Here is a 19,792-nt window from a genome sequence, read left to right as displayed (position 1 = left end):
GCTACGACTCCCTGTCGACCTGCACCTTCTCCACGGCCACCTTCTCCACCGGCACCCCGTTGACCCCCGCGGAGCCCCCGGCGGAGGCCCCGTTCTGGTTCATCGAGGACAGCAGCTGCCGCGCCAGGCCCAGCCCCGTCCCGCCCATCGTGAGGGCCTTGGCGAACATGTCCGCCATGCCGTCGGCCCCGTTGAGCAGCACCATGTTGTCGACGTTGCCGAACGCGGAGGCGCCCGCCTGCACGATCTCCGGCCACTGCTCGGCCAGTTGCTGCGCGATCACCGCCTCCTGGTTCTCGGCCAGTGCGGCGGCCCGTGCCTTGATGCCCTCGGCCTCGGCGAGCCCCTTCGCGCGCGTGGCCTCGGCGGCGGCGATGCCCTTGGCCTGCCGGGCCGCGGCCTCGGCCTCACCGGTCACCTGGGTCGCCTTCGCCTCGGCGGCGGCCGCCAGCTCGGTCTCCTTGGCCTTGGCCTGCGCGGCGGAGATACGGGCGTCGCGCTCGGCCTCGGCGAGCGTCCGCTTCTCGTACGCCTTGGCGTCGGCCGGCTTGCGCACGTCCGCCTGGAGCTGCTGCTCACGCCGGGCCGCCGCCAGCTCCGCGACCCGGGTCTCCTGGACGACGACCTCCTGCAGCGCCGCGGCCTCGGCCAGCGGACCCGCCTGCTTGGCCCGCGCCGAGGCGTTGTCCCGCTCGGCCTGGTAGCCGGCCTGGAGGATCTCGCTGTCCCGGGTGGCCTCCGCCATGCGCGCCGCGGCCTGCTGCTCGGCCTCGGTGGCGAGCCGGTTGGCCTCGGCCTGCGCGATACGGGCGTCCCGCTGCACCGCCGCCGCGTGCGGCATCGCCAGGTTCTTGATGTAGCCGGTCGGGTCCTCGATCTCGTGGATCTGCAGCGAGTCGACGATCAGACCCAGCTTCTCCATCTCGGTCCCGCACGCGGCCCGGGTCTGACCGGTCAGCTTCTCGCGGTCCCGGATCATGTCCTCGACCGTCAACCCGCCCACGATGGACCGCAGATGACCGGCGAACACGTTGTGCACCCGCTCCGACACCCGCTTCTGCTGGCCCAGGAAGCGGCGCGCCGCGTTGGCGATGGACACGAAGTCGTCGCCCACCTTGAAGATGACGACGCCCCGGATCTTCAGCGGAATGCCCTGGAACGTCACGCACTCCACGGCCAGTTCGGTCTGGTTGAGATCGAGGGAGAGCTTGCGCACCGCCTGCATACCGGGCAGGACGAGGGTGCCGCGCCCGGTGACGATACGGAAGTTCATGCCCTCCGTGAGGCCCTCCATCTTGTGCTTGGAACCGGAGATGATCAGAGCCTCGTTCGGTTCTGCGACGCGCCACATGAGCTTGAAGAGACTGATCAGTACCACTGCGACCGCTACGGCCGCCCCCGCGATGATGCCGACGAACATCGGCCCACCCCCTCTGGCCAGGTGCCCTCACGGCACCGAACGTCGGGAGTGTCCCGCGTGGCCCGGCGGCGGTACAGGGCGCGAGGGACCGTTGTTGCAGTCCTGATGCGAACCGGTTCCCGAAGACCGACAGACCGCGCCCCGGACGGCCCGACGGACCGTCAACTGTCGTACGCGGCCGACACGTACACGGTCCGGGGCGGCAGGTACTCCATCACCATCACGAGCGTCCCCGGCTCGATCCGGTCCCTCGCGGAGGCGGGGTAGGCGAGAAAGTGCTCGGCGCCGCCCCGTACCCGGACGATCACCTCGCCGACGAGCCCGGGACCGACCGCACCGGTCACCCGTCCCATCAGCCCGACCATCGACGCTTCGTCCATGGTCACAGACTACGGGTCGCGGGGCGGGCGCCGAACCCGCCCGCCCGCGCCCGGCGCACTCAGACCGCGGGGGAGTCCGCGGTGCTCCGGCGCGGCGGCCACCGCTCGTGCCAGCGCTGGTCCGCCTCCAACTGCGCGGCCAGCGACAGCAGGAGGGGCTCGCTGTCCGCCGGGCCGAGCAACTGGGCGCCCACCGGCAGCACGTCGTCCACGAACCCGGCCGGCACATTGACGCCGGGCCAGCCCAGCACGTTCCACGGCCACGCGTACGGGCAGGCCGCGATCATCGCGCGGTCGGTACCGAACCCGCCGAGGTTCAGCATGGAGCCGATGCGCGGCGGGGGAGCGGCGGTCGTCGGTGCCAGCACCACGTCGTACGACCGGAAGAGCGCGCCGATCCGCCGGTGCAGGGCGAACTCGGCACGCCGGGCCAGCCGCAGCGGCGCCCCGCCGAGCAGCCGGCCGAGGCGGGCGGCCTCCAGGGTGCGCGGATCGAGGAGGTCCTGCTCGACGACGGCGCCCACCCGTTCGGCGATGCCGGCGGTGGCCCGCGGGATGAAGGTCAGCCCGATCTGCCCGTACCGGGGCTCCGCCTCCTCCACCGCGTGCCCGAGCGCGGCGAGCCGTTCCGCCACCGCCCGCACCCGCTCCCGGACCCGGGGGTCGAGCCGCGCGGGCAGCGCGGTGAAGGGCGGTTTCAGGGACAGGGCGATCCTGAGCCGCCCCGGGTCCCTGCCGACGGCCGCCGAGGCGTCCACGGGGGCGGGCCGGTGCAGGTCGCCCTCGTGGTTGCCGCTCGCCGCGTCCAGCAGGAGCGCGGCGTCGGCCACCGTGCGGGCGAGGGTGCCGTTGACGGTGATGCCCTGGAAGGACTCCGCGTGCGGCCAGGTCGAGATGCGGCCCCGCTGGGGCTTGATGCCGACGAGGTGCGTCCAGGAGGCCGGGATGCGCACCGATCCGGCGCCGTCCGAGCCCAGCGCGGCCGGGACGATCCCCGCGGCCACGGCCGCCGCGGAACCGCCGGAGGAGCCGCCCGGGGTGTGGTCGGGGTGCCAGGGATTGCGGGTGGCCCCGAAGGCCGGCCCCTCGGTGAACGGCCACTGTCCCAGCTCGCACGTGTTGGTCTTGCCCACGACGATCGCCCCGGCCGCGCGCAGCCGCCGTACGGCCTCGCCGTCCTCCGGGAGCGAGGGGAACTCGCCCCGGCAGCCGAACGCCGTCGGTTCGCCCGCCACGTCCATGTCGTCCTTCACCGCCACCGGCACGCCGAGCAGCGGCCGCCGCCCGCCCTCCGCCAGCTCCCTGTCCGCCGCGTCGGCCTCCGTGAGCGCCGCCTCGGCCCGCACCCGCCGGAACGCGTTCACCGTCCCCTGGCTCGCCTCGATCCGGGCGAGCGTCCGCTCCACGAGCGCCCGCGAGGTCACCTCCCCGGCCGCCAGCGCCCGAGCACACTCCACGAGACCCGGCGCACGGTCGACATCCATACGGAACACCTCCGGAAGCAGGATTTCTACCGAACGGTAATGTCCGCGCGGGCGCGACGGTACGGCATGGACGACTTGCCTGACGAGGGCGGCGATTCGTACGGCGGACCGGTGGGCTCAGCCGCCGCGGGCCAGGTGCCGCAGGGTGAGGGCCAGATGCAGCCGGAGCCGTCCCCGGGGCGTGCGCACCGGCCAGCCGAGGACCGCCTCCGCGTGGGCCAGACGGTCCTGGAGGGTGGAGTGGTGGACGTTGACGCCACCGGCCGCCGCCCGCAGGCTCGCGGTCGTGGCGACCGCGTGGAGCGTGGCCAGCATCCAGGGCGCGTCGGCCGCGGCCCGCTCCAGGTCCCGTACGTCCGGCGGCGGTTCGGCCCCCGGCGCGATCAGCCCGGCGAGCAGGGCGATCCCGCCGAGGTCGTCGGCGTGCACCACGCGTTCGCCGGGGTCCTGCGCGGTGCCCTCGGCGGTGAACCGCAGCGCCGTCCGCGCCTCGGCCCACGATCCGGGCAGCCCCAGAACCGGCACCTCCGGCCCGACCCCGACCCGTCCGGCGGGCAGCTCGTCCTCGCCGACCCGGTCCCCGCGCACCCGCAGCACGCGGGGACGGCCGCCCAGCGGGGCGACGGCGCGGACCCGGGTGGCCCGGTCGTCCAGGCCGAGGCGCCGGGCCGCGTACAGCCGGGCCCCCTCGTCGGCGGAGGGGTCGAGCACGGTCTCCACGAGTGCCGGGTCGTCGGCGGGGGAGAGGGGCGCCCGGCCCCGGGTCCGGTCCGGCACCACCCGCAGCGCCCCGGCGGCCCGCTCCAGGATGACCGCGTCCACCACGCTCGGCTCACCGCCCCCGGCCCGCTCCAGCCACAGCGCGGGCGCACCGCCCGGCACGAGCGCGGCGGACGGCCAGGCAGGGTCCGGCGGCGGGCCGCTGTCGTGGCGCCGCCCGTCGGTCTCCACCCGCACCCGCACGTGCCGCTCCGCGTCGACGAGACGCGCGGGACACCCGGCCAGCACAGCCGCGCCCCGCACCAGTGCCTCCAGCCCGGCCCGGGCCTCGGCCAGCGTGTCGAAGTAGGCGATGACCCGCACGGCGGCCCCGGCATCCGGATCCACCGCGGTCAGCCGCCCCGCCAGCTCTTTCATACGCCTCATAGTGCGCCATGGCCCGGCCGGGTGGGAGAGTGGTGGCGCCCCTGGGGAGCAGTGGGCGCAGCCCCTGCTCTCCAGGGGCGCGGGGAACTGCGCGACCAGCCCCCACCGGGCGGACGTCCGGGGGTCGAAGGGGCGCAGCCCCGAGATGGGGGCACCTCCCGCTCGAGCGAAGCCGAGAGTGGGGGAGGGACGGGTAGGGGCGGCGGGGGCGACAAACCCCGCATCCGCACCCGCCCCCTCACTCCCCGAGCAACCGCCGAACCCACCGCACATGCGCCTCCCGGCACTCCCGCGACACGGCCGCCTGCGGCGCGAACCCGTCGAACCCGTGGAACCCCCCGGGCCACACATGCAACTCCGCGACCCCGCCCGCCTGCCACAAGCGGGACGCGTACGCCACGACCTCGTCCCGGAACGTCTCCGCCGACCCCACGTCCAGGAACGCCGGAGGCAACCCGCTCAGATCCCCGGCCCGCGCCGGCGCCGCGTACTCCGACACCTCGGCCCCGCCCCGCCGCTCCCCGAGCAGCGCCGTCCACCCCGTCTCGTTGGCCGTCCGGTCCCACACCCCGCGCCCCGCCATCTGGTGGGCGGAGGGCGTGTCGTTGCGGTCGTCGAGCATCGGGCACAACAGCACCTGCCCGATCGGCCGTGGCCCCTTCCGGTCGCGCGTGAGCAGCGCCAGCGCGGCGGTCAGGCCCCCGCCCGCGCTCGCCCCCGCGATGATGATCCGCTCGGCGTCGCCGCCGAACTCGTGCGCGTGCGCGGCCGTCCACAGCAGCCCCGCGTAGACGTCCTCGACGGGCGCCGGATGCGGGTGCTCGGGTGCCAGCCGGTACTCCACGGACACCACGACCGCGCCCACCTCCCGCGCCCACGCCAGCGGCGCGTCCACCCCGACCCGGTTGTTGCCGACGATCATGCCGCCGCCGTGCACGTGGTAGATCACCGGCAGCGCGGCCGGGGTCGCGGGAGCGGCCGGACGGCAGATGAGCAGGGAGATCTCCGGCTCCCCCGGGGGGCCCGGCACCAGCCGGTCCTCGACCTCGAAGAACCCGTCCATGGTCAGGTCGAGCTGGGCCAGCAGCGCGATGCCGGGTCCCTGGCGCATCGCCGGGATGTCGTCCATGGTCAGCCCGCGCGGCACCATGTCCTCGATCGCCTCCAGGGCCGCCGCGAGCTCCGGATCGAAGGGGGGCGGGATCATGGTCATGGCTTCTCCTCGTGCGGGTTCCGCGGCGGGTGCCAACGGTTCGTACCGTGATGATGGGCGCGACGGCAAGCGCGCGGACGCCGTCGTACGGCGGTGGTTGCCCGCCATCCGGCGGGTGGTCCGGGAGGCGTCCGCAGCGGGCCGTGGGGCGGGTGGTCCGCACGCGTCCCGAGCGGCGCGGCCGGCGGGCGCGACGCCGGTGTCCGCACCCGCGTCGAACACATGATTCACGCCATAGCTTTCGCGTCGCGGCACCCCGTGCCGCATCGCGGACGGGCGGTCGCGGTACCGGCGGGACCCACCTCGGCGCGCGTCCCGCGAGAACCGGTCGCACGGCCGTGGCCGGGCACGCGCCCGCTCACCGACCGCCGACCCTGACCAGCGGATCGGCCACCGCCCTCGACGGAACACCGAGGTGCCGCCGCGTCACCGGCGCGCCCCGGCAGGGGGCGAGGGCCGGTCGCCCGCCCAACGGCCGGGAGCGGCAAGCAGGCCACACGACGGTGCGGGGACAGGGCCGACACGCGCGTGTGGAGGTGGCGTGAAATGACCGCCCGGTTGAACAGATTTCGAACACATTCGCCAAACTGCCCTGCCACAAAGATCGGTGGTCCGAACCCGGGCCTCGCACGGCCGACGGTCCCCCGGCCGGAACGACCTTCACCGCTTCTGCAAGGATGCCCTCCTCATGGTGCAGATACCGAAAGAGCCCGCCCCGCCCTCGCCCCTGCAGCGATCCGTGCCCACGAGCGCCGACGTGGCACGGCTCGCGGGTGTCTCACGCGCGACGGTCAGCTACGTCCTGAACAACACCAGCGCCGTCCGTATCAGCGAGCCGACCCGCCGCCGGGTCCACGAGGCGGCCAAGGAACTCGGCTACGTACCCCACGCGGCGGCCCGCAGCCTGCGCGCCGGCCACAGCCGCCTGGTGCTGATGCCCACCCCGAACGTGCCCATCGGCCCGCTCTACAGCCAGTTCATCAACGAGATCCAATGGGCCCTCAGCCGGCTCGACTACACCGTCGTGCAGCACGGCGGCATCGGACTGCGCGGCGACGACGCCGCCCGTGCCTGGGCGGAGCTGCGTCCGGTCGCGGTCATCGTGCCCGGCGTCGGCCTCGGCCCGCAGGGGGTGGCGGTGCTCAAGCGCTCCGGCGCCAAGGCCGTCGTCACCCTGACGCCCGAACCCGTCGAGGGCGCCCACGCGTTGATCCTCGACCACGCGGGCGTCGGCCACAGCGCGGGCCGGCACCTGGTCGAGAGCGGCCGCCGGCGCATCGGTGTGGTCGTGCCCGAGGAGCCCGGCTTCGGGGTCTTCTCCCAGCCCCGCCTGGCCGGCGTACGCCGCGCGGTGCAGGGCACCGAGGCCACGGTCACGGAGCTGCCGCTCGCCTACGACGAGGCGGCCGCCGCCCGGCTCGCACGCGACTGGCGCTCCCTCGGCCTGGACGCGGTGTTCGCGTACAACGACGAATACGCGATGCTGGTGATGCGGGCCCTCCAGGACGAGGGCATCGGCATCCCCGGGGAGACGGCCGTGGTCGGGGCCGACGACCTGATGCTCGGCCGGCTGCTGCGGCCGCGCCTCAGCACCGTCCACCTGGAGCTGCCGTCCGGACGTCACCTCGCGGAACTGGTCGACCGCGTGGTGCGCGACCCCGCGTCGGTCCCCACCACCCACGACGTCCTGGGCGCCAGGATCGTCCACCGCGAGTCGAGCTGACCGGGCCGGTCCGATCGGGCCCGGGCGGACCGGCCGCGGCCGAGCGGGCAGGGCCGAACGGGCACGGCTGAACGCACAGGGCGGCGGACCGCCCGCCTCGGGAGGCGCGTCATGCGCACGAAGGTCGGCATCATCGGCGGGGGCCCCGCCGGACTCCTCCTCGCCCGGCTGCTGCACCGGGCGGACATCGACTGCGTGGTCCTGGAGAGCCGGACCCGGACGGACGTGGAGCGGCGCCCGGCCGGCGGCCGGGGGTACGACGGCATCCTGGACCAGGGAACGGTCGACGCGCTGCGCGAGTGCGGCGCCGCCGGGCGCCTGGAGACCGAAGGGCTGGTCCACCACGGCCTCGAACTGCGCTTCGACCGCGCACGGCACCGCCTCGACCTCCCGGCCCTCACCGGCGGCCGTACGGTCACGAGTTGCTCCCGCACGGAGATCGTGCGGGACCTCGTCGCCCTGCAACTCGCCGACGGGCCGCCGCTGTTGTTCCAGGCCGCGGCGGTCGGCGTCGAGGACCCGCTCGGCGGGCGGCCGGTGGTGCACTTCGTCCACGACGGCTACCAGGAGGAACTGTCCTGCGACTGGGTGGCGGGCTGCGACGGTCTCCACGGCATCTCCCGCCATGTGGTCCCCGCCCCGGTCCGCCGGGTCCACCGGCACGAGTACCCGTACGCCTGGCTCGACGTCGTGGCCGAGGTGCCGCCGCCCCGCGAACCGGTCCTCGCGCGCGGAGACCACGGCTTCGCCCTGCACGCCGCGCGGTCCCCCTCGTCGTCCCGGTTCCACCTCCAGGTCCCGGCGGGCACCGACCGGGCCGACTGGCCCGACGCGCGCGTCCGGGACGAACTGGCCGCACGTCTCGCCGTCGACGACGACACCGACGGCCCCGACGACCTCGACCGGACCCTGGAACACGGGCCGGTCACCGTCGGGTCCGTGACCCCGCTGCGCGCCCACGTGCACGAGCCGACACGGTACGGCCGGCTGCTGTTCGCCGGGGACGCCGTCCACGGCCTGCCGCCGATCGCCGCCACGAGCCTCGATCTCGCGGTGTCCGACGTGACGCTCCTCGCCCTCGCCCTCGTCGAGCTGTACACCGACGGCACGGCCCAACTCCTGGACCGGTACGCGCGGCTGTGCCTCGACCGGGTCTGGCAGGCGGCCCGTTTCGGCGACGACCTGATCCGGCTGCTGCACACACGGCCCGACGGCGGCGCCTTCGACCACCGTCTCCAGCTCGCCGGGCTGCGCCGGATCACCGAGTCCCGGGAGGCGGCCGCGGAACTGGCCGCCCACTACACGGGGCTGCCGCTGCCCAGGCGCGATCCGTGACGACCGGGCGCCGGTGAACCGGCCGGCCCGTCAGCCGTTCTGCTCGGCCTGCGCCTGCTGCTCGGCTACCGCCTTGCGGACCTCGTCCATGTCCAGCTTCCGGGCCTGCCCGATGACGTCGGTCAACGCGGCCTCGGGCAGCGCGCCCGGCTGCGCGAAGACGGCGACCTGATCACGGACGATCATCAGCGTCGGGATCGACTGGATGCCGAAGGCCTGCGCCAGCTCCGGCTGCGCCTCCGTGTCGACCTTGCCGAACACCAGGTCCGGGTTGTCACCGGCGGCCTTCTCGTAGACCGGGGCGAACTGCCGGCAGGGACCGCACCAGGCCGCCCAGAAGTCGATGAGAACGAACTCGTTCTCGGTGACCGTCCGGTCGAAGTTCTCCTTGGTCAGCTCCACGGTGCTGCTCATGGCGTGCATCCCTCTTCCTGGTCTCGGTGCTCGGGGGCGAGCCGCACACGACAACGCCACCCCGTGGTGCCGTATTCCGCGCGCCTACCCGTTTGGCCACCGCGCACACCAGCAACCAGACTGACCCCCATGACGGATACGGAGAACACCGAAGGAACAGCGGGCGACGCGACCCCGGCCGAGTACGACGTCGTGGTGCTCGGTGCCGGACCCGTGGGGGAGAACGTCGCCGACCGCACCCGCGCGGCCGGCCTGTCCACCGCGATCGTGGAGAGCGAACTGGTCGGCGGCGAGTGCTCGTACTGGGCGTGCATGCCGAGCAAGGCCCTGCTGCGCCCCGCGATCGCCCGCGCCGACGCCCGCCGCGTCCCCGGGCTGCGCCACCTGGTGCAGGGCCCGCTGGACACCGCCGAGGTGCTCGCCCGCCGCGACTACGAGACCGGGAACTGGAAGGACGACGGCCAGGTGGCCTGGCTGGAGAGCGTCGGGGCGGTCCTCCACCGCGGCCACGCGCGCCTGGCCGGGCCCCGCCGGGTCGTCGTGGACGCCCCCGACGGCGGGCGCCGGCTCCTCACCGCCCGGCACGCGGTGGTGGTCTCCACCGGCAGCCGCGCGCTCCTGCCCGACCTGCCCGGACTCGCGCAGGTCCGGCCCTGGACCAGCCGCGAGGCCACCAGCGCGCGGACGGCCCCCGGCCGGCTGATCGTCGTCGGCGGCGGCGTGGTGGCCGTCGAGATGGCCACCGCCTGGCGGTCCCTCGGCTCCGAGGTCACCGTCCTCGTGCGCGGCAAGGGCCTGCTGCCCCGCATGGAACCCTTCGCCGGTGAACTGATCGCCGAGGCGCTCGGCGAGTCGGGCGTGGACGTGCGGACGGGGACGTCGGTGACGGCGGTGTCCCGCGAGAACGGAACCGTGGTGGCCCTCACCGACACCGGCGACCGGCTGGAGGCCGACGAGATCCTCTTCGCCACCGGCCGCGCCCCGCGCACCGACGACCTCGGCCTCGACACCGTCGGCCTGGAGTCCGGCGCGTGGCTGCCGGTCGACGACAGTCTGCGGGTGACGGGCAGCGACTGGCTGTACGCGGTCGGGGACGTCAACCACCGGGCGCTCCTCACCCACCAGGGCAAGTACCAGGCCCGGATCGCCGGGGCCGCCATCGCCGCCCGCGCGGCCGGGGTCCCGCTCCTGGAGAGCGACCCCTGGGGCGCCCACGCGGCCACCGCCGACCACGCCGCCGTCCCCCAGGTCGTCTTCACCGACCCCGAGGCCGCCGCCGTGGGCCTCTCCCTCGCGGAAGCCGAGCAGGCCGGCCATCGCGTCCGCGCGGTCGACGTCGAGTTCTCCTCCGTCGCGGGAGCGGGCCTGTACGCCGACGGCTACCGGGGCCGCGCCCGTATGGTCGTCGACCTGGACCGCGAGATCCTGCGCGGTGTCACCTTCGTCGGCCCCGCCGTCGGCGAGCTGATCCACTCCGCCACGATCGCCGTCGCCGGAGAGGTCCCGGTCGACCGGCTCTGGCACGCGGTGCCCTCGTACCCGACGCTCAGCGAGGTGTGGCTGCGGCTGCTGGAGGCGTACCGGGGCTGACCCGCGGCCGCCGGCCGTCCGGGCGCTCAGTCGGGCAGCAGGAAGCCCAGCTCCCGGGCGGCCCGGGCCGGGGTCGGGTCGTTCCAGCGGTCGGCCATCGCCTGGTTGGAGGAGAGGGACCGCAGCTCGGCGTGGTCGAGGTAGAGCGTGCCGTTCAGGTGGTCCGTCTCGTGCTGGACGATACGGGCGGGCCACCCCGAGAACTCCTCGTCCACCGCCCGCCCCCGCTCGTCGAGCGCCCGCAGCCGCACCCTGGCGTGCCGGGCCACCACGGCCTGCCAGCCCGGGACACTCAGACAGCCCTCGAAGAACGCGTCACGGTACGGCCCGACGGCCTCGTACGCGGGATTGACCAGGACGCGGAACGGCTGCGGGACCCTGCCCCGGGCCAGCCGCACCTCCTCCGGGACCGGCGCGGGGTCCTCGATCACCGCGATGCGCAGGGGCACCCCCACCTGGGGCGCGGCGAGACCGACACCGGGCGCCGCGTGCATGGTGGCGCGCAGGGCGGCGACGAAGCGGGCCAGGAGGACCGGGTCGAGCTGGCCGTCGAAGGGCTCGGCGGTGCGGCGCAGCACCGGGTCGCCCGCGGCGACGATCGGCAGCGGCCCCTCATGGGCGAGGAGTTCCTCGACCCGGTGCTTCAGCGGGCGGGAGTCGGCGCGGTCACGTTCGGAAGGCATCGGGCCAGGATGCCAACCGCCGTCGTACGGCGCGAGGCGGCTCACGCGACGGCCCGGCCGCACGCCGTACGCCGGTGGCCGCGCGCCGCATGCCGCGCGCCGGCGGGCGGCGTGCTGCGGACGACCGGAGCGATCGTGACCCACGTCACACGCAAGGCCGGGAACTCGGGGTCCTCACGATCCGACTACTGGACCGCCACGTCGTCCCCGCATCCCGGAGCATCCGCCGATGACCATCGCCCCCTCGACCGAGACGGACGAGTCCCGCGAACCCGTCGCCAAGCCCGACGGCACCACGAGGGGCTGGGCCTCGCTCAGGCCGCTCGTGCTGCGGCTGCACTTCTACGCGGGCGTCCTCGTCGCCCCGTTCCTGCTGGTCGCCGCCCTGACCGGCGGACTGTACGCCGCCTCGTTCTCGGTCGAGAAGATCGTCTACGCGGACCGGACGACCGTCGCGAAGGTCGGCGACGAGAAGCTGCCGATATCCGAGCAGGTCGCCGCCGCCCGCAAGGCGCACCCCGAGGGCACCGTCTCCGCCGTGCGCCCCTCGCCGGAGGACGACGCGACGACCCGGGTGATGCTGACGGGCGTGAAGGGCATCGACGAGACCAACACGCTCGCGGTGTTCGTCGACCCGTACACCGCCGAGGTGCGCGGCGCCCTGGAGCAGTACGGCTCGACCGGCGCCCTGCCGGTGCGCACCTGGATCGACAAGTTCCACGCCAACCTCCAGCTCGGCGAGCCCGGCCGCCTCTACAGCGAACTCGCGGCGAGCTGGCTGTGGGTCATCTCGGGCGGCGGCCTCGTGCTCTGGTTCGCCCGCCGCCGCTCCCAGCGCAAGGTGCGCGGCACCAGCGGCCGCCGCCGCACGCTGGGCCTGCACGGCACGGTCGGCGTCTGGGCCGCCGCCGGGTTCTTCTTCCTCTCGGCGACGGGCCTGACCTGGTCGACCTACGCGGGCGCCAACATCGAGGTGCTGCGCACCGAACTCCACCAGGCCACCCCGGCGATCTCCGCCGCCGCGGGCGACCACGGGGACCACGGCGACGGCTCGGCGGAGGGCGGGGCTCCCGCGAAGGGCGACCTGGACAAGATCCTCGCCGCCGCACGGGCCGAGGGCCTCGGCGACCCGGTGGAGATCGTGCCGCCCGCCGACGCGTCCTCCGCGTACGTGGTCAAGCAGGTCCAGCGCAGCTGGCCCACCAAGCAGGACGCGGTGGCCGTGGACCCGGCGACGGCGGAGGTCACCGACACCCTCCGGTTCGCCGACTTCCCGGTCCTCGCCAAGCTCTCCCGTTGGGGCATCGACGGCCACACGGGCGTGCTGTTCGGGCTGGCCAACCAGCTCCTGCTGATGGCCCTGGCGGCCTCCCTGGTCGTCCTGATCGTCTGGGGCTACCGGATGTGGTGGCTGCGCGGCCGCGCCTCGTCGTTCGGCCGCCCGATCCCGCGCGGGGCCTGGCAGCACGTGCCGCCGCAGATCCTGGTCCCCGCCCTCGTCCTCATCGCCGTCCTCGGCTATTTCGTCCCCCTCCTCGGCATCCCGCTCGCCGTGTTCATCGCGGTGGACGTCGTCCTGGGCGAGATCGCGCACCGGCGCGGCAAGCGGTCGTCCGGCGGCCGGGCGGAGGCGAAGTAGGGCGGTCGGGCGGAGGCGAAGTAAGGCGGTCGGTGCGGCCGGTCGGTGCGGCGGTGGGGGTCGGTGTGGCCGTGGGCGTCGGCGCCGCGAGAGGGGGCGCGTCCGGTCCGGACGCGCCCCCTCACTCCGTGAATCCCCGCGCTGCCTACGGCTGCTCGAACTCGCCCGCGAGGGCCGAGGCGATCCGCAGGTGGGACTGCGCCTCCTGGTGCCGGGACTGCCGCTCCAGCGTGCGGCCCAGCATCAGCCGGGCGTACTGCTCCACCGGGTCCCGCTCCACGAGGACGCGCAACTCCGTCTCGGCCCTGGTCAGTTGGGCCGAGTGGTAGTACGCGCGGGCCAGCAGCAGCCGCGGACCGGTCTGCTCCGGAACCTCCTCGACCAGCGGGCCGAGGACGCGCGCCGCGGCGGCGTAGTCCTTGGCGTCGAAGAACATCCGGGCGCGCTCCCAGCGCTCGGCAGGTGTTCCGTGGTCGTAGTACGTCGTGTCCACCGGTGCCTCCTTCGAGGCGCACAACCTCCGCCTGCTGTTGAATATTCCACCACTTTGTGTGCCGGCTGACGGGGGCGGCCGGACGGGACTAGGTTGTGCAGCATGAGCAATCTTGATCGCGAGCCGGTGCCCGCGGTGTGCGGCGGCCGTGGCTTCGTGGTGGCCGAACCGGTGCGGGAACTCCTCAGCCCTCGAAAGGTGAGGCTCGGCGAGTCCACCGAGGTGCGGCGGCTGCTGCCCAACCTGGGCCGCCGCATGGTCGGCGCCTGGGCCTTCGTCGATCACTACGGTCCCGACGACATCGCCGACGAGCCCGGTATGCAGGTGCCACCGCACCCGCACATGGGCCTGCAGACGGTCAGCTGGCTGCACCAGGGCGAGGTGCTGCACCGCGACTCCACGGGCAGCCTGCAGACGATCCGTCCGCGCGAGCTGGGCCTGATGACCTCGGGCCGGGCCATCAGCCACTCGGAGGAGAGCCCGCGGTCCCACGCCCGCTACCTGCACGGCGCCCAGCTCTGGGTCGCCCTGCCGGACAGCCACCGGCACACCGACCCGCGCTTCGAGCACCACGCCGAACTGCCGGTCGTCACGGCCCCCGGCCTGAGCGCCACCCTCATCCTCGGCTCCTTGGACGGGGCCACCTCGCCCGGCACGACCTTCACCCCGATCGTCGGCGCCGACCTCACGCTGGCCGCCGGCGCCGACGTACGCCTCCCGCTCGAACCCGACTTCGAGTACGCCGTCCTCGCCATGGCCGGCGAGGCCCACGTCGACGGCGTCCCCGTCCTCCCCGGCTCCATGCTCTACCTCGGCTGCGGCCGCACCGAACTCCCCCTGCGCGCCGACTCGGACGCCTCTCTCATGCTCCTCGGCGGCGAGCCGTTCGAGGAGGAGCTGATCATGTTCTGGAACTGGATCGGACGGTCGCAGGAGGAGATCGAACAGGCCCGTCAGGACTGGATGGAAGGGTCGCGGTTCGGGGAGGTCAAGGGATACGACGGGGCGCCATTGCCCGCACCGGAACTGCCGCCTGTGCCGTTGAAGCCGCGGGGAAGGGTGCGCTGACCTGGGGAGGCACGGTGTGGCTGCCCGTGGGCGGCCCTGTCGGCCGATCGCCTGGCCCGGGGGGCCGACGCGCCGGCGACGTGAGCCCGTACATCAATCCGCAACGGCGGGTGGGGGGTTGGGAACCATCCATGCGTGACCGCTGTGCTCACGGCTGCGCAGCCGACCTGAGGGCGTGGATGGGCTCCTGGCCCTAGACAGGCACTGCGTACAGGTTCTTGTCGTCGCTGCCGAAGTAGACGAAGCCGCTGAGGACCACGGGAGACCTCACGATGTCGTCGGCGCGGAATCTCCATTGTGGGGCACCGGTGGTGGCGTCCAACGCGTAGAGGGATCCGTCATAGCTGCCGACGTAGACGACCTTGCCGGCCACGGCAGGCGTGGAGGCCCCGGCTTCTGTGGAGAAAGTCCACTTCTTCACGCCGGTGGCGGCGTCGAGCGCATGCACATGGCCGTCATGGCTGTAGACATAGACGTATCCGCCTCTCACGGTCGGTGTCCCCGGTGTGTCACCAGTGGTGTAACTCCACTTCTTCACGCCGGTACCGGCATCCAGCGCGTACACGGTCCGGTCACCGCTGCTGAAATAGACCGAGCCGCCCGAGATCACGGTGGGCGCGCTGGATATCGCGTTGCCCGCGGTGAAACTCCACTGCTTCTCTCCCGTGGTGCTGTTCAGGGCATACAAACTGGCGTCGTCACTGCCGACGTACACCACGCCGTCGACCACCACAGGCGAGGACTGCACCTGGTCGCCCGTGGTGTAACTCCATTGCAGCTCACCGGTGGTCGCGTCCAGCGCGTACACCTTGGTGTCGTCGCTGCCGACGAAAACCGATCCGAGACGCACCGCCGGCGAGGTGTACACCGCTGCGTCGGCGGTGAAACTCCACTTCTTCGTGCCGGTGGCGGCGTCCAGCGCGTACACCTGGCGGTCGCCGCTTCCGACGTACACCATGCCCTGGGCCACGGCCGGCGTCAGCACAGTGCCGCCGGTGGCATAACTCCATTTCACCTTGCCGGTTGAGGCGTCCAGCGCGTACACCTGATTGTCGGCACTGCCGAGATAGGCCACGCCGTCGACAACGGTCGGCGCGCTGGTGACGTGGTCACCCGTGGTGAATTTCCAGGCCAAGCCGTGTTCCGGGAGATCGGGGCCGCCGAGGAATCGCCAGCCGGTGAAGCCCAGCCCTGCCGCAGCCGTGGCGCCGACGAGCCCGAACAGTGCCCGCCGCCGGGAGAGGCGGGGAGCACCTCCGCCGACGTCGATCCGTGCCGGCGCCGGCCCGTTCTTGCCCGGCGCTGGACGGGCTGCGGCGCCTGCAGAGGCCAGGGGCTGCGCGGTCCCGGAGACGGGGCGTCGGCCGGTACGGGTCGGTGCCCCGTGCGGGGCTGTTTCGTCAGCCGCATCCGGTGTGCGCACCCCGGCCCCTTGGGCCACTGCTTCGGTCGGCGGATGCGGCCGGACCGGCGGAGCGGGCTGAACGGAGGCGGCGGCTGTGGTGCCCCCGGCCGTGAGTGTCGGTGTCACTGGGCCCGACGGAGGGGACGGGGCGGGCTCCGATGCCATGGGCGGCGGTGTGGCAGGCTGAGGCGCCACGGCGCGGGTGCGGACGCTCGCGGCCACGGGCGCCGGCAGCCACTCCGCCTCGAACGGAACCTCGGTGGTGTCCCGACCATCGACGGACTCGGCCAACTGGTTCAACAGTGCGGCGACGGAAGGCCGTTGCTCGGGGTCCTTGGCCAGACAGCCGGAGATCACATCCCGCAGTCCAGGCGGCACCGAAGTGAGTTCAGGCTCTTCGTAGACCGCCCTGAAGTGCAGGGCGTGGGCGGAGCCGATACCGAAGGGACCATTGCCGGTTGCGACGAACGTCAGCACGGCGCCGAGTGAGAAGATGTCGCTGGCCGGACCGATCGGTTTGCCGGTGAGCTGCTCGGGAGACATGAAGCCGGGGGTTCCGACCGTCATGCCCGTACGGGTCAGGGCGCTCGCCTCGCCGGACGCCGAGATCCCGAAGTCGATCACCCGTGGGCCGTCCGCCGCCAGCAGCACGTTCGACGGCTTCAAATCCCGGTGGACGACGTCCACGGCGTGGATGGCCTCCAGAGCCTCAGCCAGGCCCGCCCCCAGGGCGAGCACGGAGTCGACAGGCCACGGCCCGTGCGCGGCGACCGCCTCACCGAGCGATACGCCCGGGACATACGCCGTGGCCAGCCAGGCCGGAGACCCGTCGGGATCGGCATCGACCACCCCGGCGGTGAAGAATCCGTTCACTCGGCGGGCAGCGGCGACCTCCCGGGTGAACCGGCGCCGGAACTCACCGTCCTCGGCCAGCTCCGGACGAACCACCTTCACTGCCACCGCCCGGCCGCTCGGCGAGCGGCCGAGATACACCCGCCCCATCCCGCCCGCCCCGAGGCGCGCGATGATCCGGTACCGCCCCACCTGCGGCGGATCCCCCGCTTCGAGCGCCCCGAACGCCTCCGGTCTCAGCCCCGATCCCGATTCCATGTCCCACCCCCACAACGAACGTGGCAACCTCGGCCACTGTCGAAGATTGCCCCATCTTGCCGCTCATCACCGCTGATTGGGGACAACTCCGCACTTGCGGCAGGGGCCTGTAAGAGGGTGGTACGAGACCTGATGACCGATTCTTCGTTTCGTGAGGGACGAGCGGGCAGGCCGTGGCGACGTCGGTCGTCCACGGCTCGGGAATGCGGCGTCAGCCTGACCTCGCCGTCATGTTGGTCCTCGGCCGGTTGCCGGACGGGAAGAGGGAGAGCGCGGCATGGGGACCACGAGGGTGGTCTTGTGTGGGCCAGGTCACGTGGCGGGGTGCATAGCGGGGCAGGGGCCAGTGCCTTGTTGAAGGTGTAGGGGCGTGCAGGGGTAAGGGGCGACGGATATGGGGGAGTTGCGTGCCGACGCGTTCGACCGGTTCGTGACGGCTCGGTGGTCGGCCCTGCTCCACCTGGCGCGGCTGCTCACCGGCGGTGACCGGCACCGGGCCGAGGATCTGCTGCAGGAGGCGCTGGTCAAGCTGTGGTTCGCCTGGCCGAAGGTGGGCGAGCAGGCGCCAGAGGCGTATGTGCGCAGGATCCTTGTCCGTGCCGCGGCTCGCTCGGCACGGCGTCGCTGGTGGGGCGAGCATCCCGTGGACCGGTTGCCCGACCCGCCCGAGGTGGGGGACGAGACCGCCGCCGTGGATGAACGGACCCGGTTGGAGGCCATGTTGGCGTTGCTGCCGGCGCGGCAGCGGGCCGCGGTGGTGCTGCGCTACTACCAGGACCTGCCCGAACGGGACGTCGCGGAGGTGCTGGGGGCTCCACCCTCGCTGGCGAACGTCGACGAACTGGCTGACAGCGTGCGCCGGGCCGGTGCCGAGGTGGAGATCGTCATCAAGGGAACCCCGGTGCCGCTGCCGAGCATGCTGGATCTGACGGCCTACCGCATCCTCCAAGAGGCCCTCGCCAACGTCAGCCGCCATGCCCGGCCACCCTGCGCGACCCTCACGGTCGACTACCGGACGGACGGTGTGTACCTCCGTGTCGATGACGAAGGCAGACACGCGGGACCGGACACGCTGCCAGGCCATGGCATCATCGGCATGCGCGAACGCGCGGCACTGTGCCGCGGCCGGGCCACGACGGGGGCTCGCCCGGACGGAGGCTGGACCGTCGAAGCAGCCCTTCCCCTGCCGGGCGGGTCGACCTGAGTCGGCACGTGATCCAGAAGCTCAGTACCGGGGCACAAGGCCGGCTCGGGCCGCGGAACGGATCGCCGGCCGGCCGAACGACGAGCTCACTCACCTGGAAAGGGGCTTTCTCACGGCTTCCCGCGCCGCTCGGAGAGCCGGGCTGGAAGCCGAGATCGCGGTCAGGGCGCCGTTCGTCTCCGGCCGGCGACCGACCCCCACCGACCCCCACCGCACTCGTGGGATGCTCACCTCTGCCGGAAGCGGTTTCCACCAGGCCGGAAGGGGCGACCTCATGGCGATCCAGGGTGTGCTTTTCGACGTCGACGACACCCTGTTCGACTACTCGACCTCGGAAGAAGTCGGCGTGCTCGCCCACCTGCGGGAGCAACGGCTGCTCGACCGGTTCCCCGACCCCGCCACGGCACTCGCGTTCTGGCGGAGGATCATGGAAGCGCAGTACGCACGCTTCCTCGGCGGCGAGCTCACGTTCATCGAGCAGCGGCTCGAACGTACTCGCCGATTCCTCTCCCACCTCGGGCAGGACACCTCCGGCATGCCGGACCACGAAGCGTCAGCCTGGTTCGCCGGCTACGAAGCCCACCGCAACGCCGCCTGGGCGGCATTTCCCGATGCCGAGCCCGTCCTCAGGAAACTCGCACCGGACTACCGCCTGGGGATCGTCTCCAACTCATCCGTCGACCACCAGCGCGACAAGCTCCACACCATCGGCCTGCTGCCCTACTTCGACGACGCCCTCATCTGCTCCGACCAGCACGGCGCGGCCAAGCCCGCACCGAGCATCTTCCTCGCGGGCTGCACCTCCCTCGGCCTCCCGCCGCACGAAGTGGCCTACGTCGGAGACAAGTACACCCTCGACGCCGTGGGGGCCCACGACGCGGGACTGCACGCCTACTGGCTCGACCGGGCCGACACCGACTCCGGCATCACCCACAGCGGCATCCGCGTCATCCACTCCCTCGACGAACTCCCGGACGCCCTCACCCGCTGAACACTTCGGTGGGTTCGGCGTGGAGTTGGTGACGGGTGCGCATCAGAATCCGCCCGAGCATGTTCTTGCCGTTCCCGGTCCTGCCCCGGCCCCAGTAGTGATCGGTGGTGGTGTCCTCGACGATCTCTTCCTCGCCGGTGGACAGCAGAACGTCACGGATATCGGCATGCGCACGGAACTTGGCCGCCACCGCACGGCGCATCACGTCGTCCTTCACCCGCTCCCAGTCCCTCCGCAGGGGCCGGGACGCGTCACGGCCCAGCTCCGCTGCCCGCAGCGGCGTGCGTGCGCGCCGGACGAGATCCGCGTGGCGGGTGCCCTTGAACTTCTGCGCCTGGAAGTAGTGCTCCGAGGTCGCCCACCAGAAACCGTCGAGGTCGAAGCCGTGATCGGAGAAGTTCGAGAAGCATCCATAGGGGACTTCATCGGCGCCATAGAAGTAGATCGTCACGGAACCTCACTGAACCTCACGGGTGTCACGGAAAGCCGCACCG

16 protein-coding genes and 1 pseudogene are annotated in these 19,792 nt (G+C 73.0%); 7 read left to right on the top strand and 10 right to left on the bottom strand.

Annotated features, from left to right (window positions below):
• Position 1: 1 nt before the first annotated feature.
• The 5 genes from PYR72_RS10055 to PYR72_RS10035 form a co-directional block, all read right to left on the bottom strand.
• Positions 2-1,420, bottom strand: coding sequence for a flotillin family protein (locus PYR72_RS10055; RefSeq protein WP_275454989.1), 1,419 nt, complete (start codon positions 1,418-1,420; stop codon positions 2-4).
• Positions 1,421-1,581: 161 nt separating this feature from the next.
• Entirely contained in the window at positions 1,582-1,806 is a 225-nt protein-coding gene (locus PYR72_RS10050) for a hypothetical protein (RefSeq protein WP_045561539.1), read from the bottom strand.
• A 53-nt stretch (positions 1,807-1,859) separates the two neighbouring features.
• Positions 1,860-3,284, bottom strand: a complete 1,425-nt coding sequence (locus PYR72_RS10045; RefSeq protein WP_275454988.1) for an amidase — start codon at positions 3,282-3,284, stop codon at positions 1,860-1,862.
• Positions 3,285-3,401: 117 nt separating this feature from the next.
• Positions 3,402-4,421, bottom strand: coding sequence for a helix-turn-helix domain-containing protein (locus PYR72_RS10040; protein ID WP_275454987.1), 1,020 nt, complete (start codon positions 4,419-4,421; stop codon positions 3,402-3,404).
• 247 nt (positions 4,422-4,668) lie between these two features.
• On the bottom strand, positions 4,669-5,643 hold the full coding sequence (locus tag PYR72_RS10035; protein WP_275454986.1) for an alpha/beta hydrolase: 975 nt from the start codon (positions 5,641-5,643) through the stop codon (positions 4,669-4,671).
• 688 nt (positions 5,644-6,331) lie between these two features.
• Here PYR72_RS10035 and PYR72_RS10030 point away from each other — a divergent pair.
• Positions 6,332-7,366 carry a LacI family DNA-binding transcriptional regulator gene (locus PYR72_RS10030; protein WP_275454985.1) on the top strand — a complete coding sequence of 345 codons (1,035 nt, stop codon included), beginning with the start codon at positions 6,332-6,334 and terminating at the stop codon, positions 7,364-7,366.
• Between the two features lie 111 nt (positions 7,367-7,477).
• Positions 7,478-8,701 (top strand): 4-hydroxybenzoate 3-monooxygenase, encoded by a 1,224-nt coding sequence (locus PYR72_RS10025; protein ID WP_275454984.1) that lies wholly within the window; start codon positions 7,478-7,480, stop codon positions 8,699-8,701.
• Between the two features lie 30 nt (positions 8,702-8,731).
• Here PYR72_RS10025 and trxA read toward each other — a convergent pair whose 3' ends face one another.
• Positions 8,732-9,115 (bottom strand): thioredoxin, encoded by a 384-nt coding sequence (gene trxA, locus PYR72_RS10020; protein WP_061334773.1) that lies wholly within the window; start codon positions 9,113-9,115, stop codon positions 8,732-8,734.
• A gap of 129 nt (positions 9,116-9,244) precedes the next feature.
• Between trxA and PYR72_RS10015 the strand changes: the two genes are divergently transcribed.
• A complete protein-coding gene (locus tag PYR72_RS10015; RefSeq protein ID WP_275454983.1) occupies positions 9,245-10,705 on the top strand; it encodes an NAD(P)/FAD-dependent oxidoreductase in 1,461 nt (486 codons plus the stop codon).
• A gap of 26 nt (positions 10,706-10,731) precedes the next feature.
• On the opposite strand, the gene PYR72_RS10010 is transcribed toward PYR72_RS10015, so the two are convergent.
• Positions 10,732-11,388: a peptide deformylase gene (locus PYR72_RS10010; RefSeq protein ID WP_275454982.1), complete on the bottom strand. Its 657-nt coding sequence runs from the start codon at positions 11,386-11,388 to the stop codon at positions 10,732-10,734.
• Between the two features lie 229 nt (positions 11,389-11,617).
• Between PYR72_RS10010 and PYR72_RS10005 the strand changes: the two genes are divergently transcribed.
• The gene (locus PYR72_RS10005) at positions 11,618-13,027 is read left to right on the top strand and encodes a PepSY-associated TM helix domain-containing protein (protein ID WP_275454981.1); all 1,410 of its coding nucleotides are present in this window, start codon (positions 11,618-11,620) and stop codon (positions 13,025-13,027) included.
• Positions 13,028-13,172: 145 nt separating this feature from the next.
• On the opposite strand, the gene PYR72_RS10000 is transcribed toward PYR72_RS10005, so the two are convergent.
• The gene (locus PYR72_RS10000; RefSeq protein ID WP_275454980.1) at positions 13,173-13,520 is read right to left on the bottom strand and encodes a tetratricopeptide repeat protein; all 348 of its coding nucleotides are present in this window, start codon (positions 13,518-13,520) and stop codon (positions 13,173-13,175) included.
• A gap of 102 nt (positions 13,521-13,622) precedes the next feature.
• On the opposite strand from PYR72_RS10000, the gene PYR72_RS09995 reads away from it, so the two are divergent.
• Positions 13,623-14,588 carry a pirin family protein gene (locus tag PYR72_RS09995; protein WP_275454979.1) on the top strand — a complete coding sequence of 322 codons (966 nt, stop codon included), beginning with the start codon at positions 13,623-13,625 and terminating at the stop codon, positions 14,586-14,588.
• Positions 14,589-14,781: 193 nt separating this feature from the next.
• Here PYR72_RS09995 and PYR72_RS09990 read toward each other — a convergent pair whose 3' ends face one another.
• A complete protein-coding gene (locus PYR72_RS09990; RefSeq protein WP_275454978.1) occupies positions 14,782-17,103 on the bottom strand; it encodes a PQQ-binding-like beta-propeller repeat protein in 2,322 nt (773 codons plus the stop codon).
• A gap of 394 nt (positions 17,104-17,497) precedes the next feature.
• On the opposite strand from PYR72_RS09990, the pseudogene PYR72_RS09985 reads away from it, so the two are divergent.
• A pseudogene (locus PYR72_RS09985) lies at positions 17,498-17,920 on the top strand (SigE family RNA polymerase sigma factor); the annotation flags it as partial.
• A 661-nt stretch (positions 17,921-18,581) separates the two neighbouring features.
• Positions 18,582-19,298, top strand: a complete 717-nt coding sequence (locus PYR72_RS09980; RefSeq protein ID WP_275454977.1) for an HAD family hydrolase — start codon at positions 18,582-18,584, stop codon at positions 19,296-19,298.
• Here PYR72_RS09980 and PYR72_RS09975 read toward each other — a convergent pair.
• Entirely contained in the window at positions 19,288-19,749 is a 462-nt protein-coding gene (locus PYR72_RS09975; protein ID WP_275454976.1) for an NADAR family protein, read from the bottom strand. The genes PYR72_RS09980 and PYR72_RS09975 overlap by 11 nt on opposite strands.
• Between the last annotated feature and the right edge of the window lie 43 nt (positions 19,750-19,792).

This window comes from Streptomyces sp. VNUA24 (assembly GCF_029167005.1).
Lineage (GTDB): Bacteria > Actinomycetota > Actinomycetes > Streptomycetales > Streptomycetaceae > Streptomyces > Streptomyces scabiei.
Note: the sequence above shows the minus strand (reverse complement) of the source record. Positions and strands in the feature narration are given on the sequence as shown.